At 66.4% G+C, this 566-nt stretch carries 1 protein-coding gene; it reads right to left on the reverse strand.

Annotated elements, in window-relative coordinates:
- On the reverse strand, nucleotides 1-373 hold a 373-nt coding region (locus I6F35_RS39635), incomplete at its 3' end, for a transposase (protein WP_225122971.1).
- Nucleotides 374-566 lie beyond the last annotated feature (193 nt).

Consider the following 566-nt stretch of genomic DNA (forward strand, 5'->3'; position numbering starts at 1 on the left):
GGGCTGCATCGCCGGCTTGGCCCGGCGCGTCGGTGAAGGTCTCGGCGAACCAGGCGATCATCTCCGCATCGATCGGATCATTCTTGGCGAACCGTCCCGCCGATCGGGCGAAGCTGCGCACCCGCTTGGGGTCGACGATCCGGACTTCGATCCCGGCTTCGCGCAGCGCCCTGGCCCACTCCCGCTCGTAGCCGCCCGAGGCCTCCATGGCGGCCTTGCCGACCTTGTGCTTGCGCAGCCAGCGGATCAGCGCGCGCCGTCCCTCCGCGGTGCTCGCAAAGGTCTGCCGTTGAGACAACGCGCGAAGGCACGCGTCCACCTTGTCCTTGGCCACATCGATCCCGGCGACACCAACCTCGTTTTGTGCCATCATCCACGCCCTTCCTTGCTCGGTTCGGGCTCGCAGCCCGTGCAACTGTTCGGGTTGAGGAAGACACCGGATCTGTCCCGCGCTTCCCGACAGGCTCTCAGGGCCTTGGAGCACGATCGGGCTCAGATCCAGCGACGGGCGGTTCTGATCCAACCGCCCGTTCGCACATTCTGGCAGATTCTGCGGACACAAGAGC

The organism is Bradyrhizobium sp. BRP22, from assembly GCF_020194175.1.
Classification (GTDB): domain Bacteria; phylum Pseudomonadota; class Alphaproteobacteria; order Rhizobiales; family Xanthobacteraceae; genus Bradyrhizobium.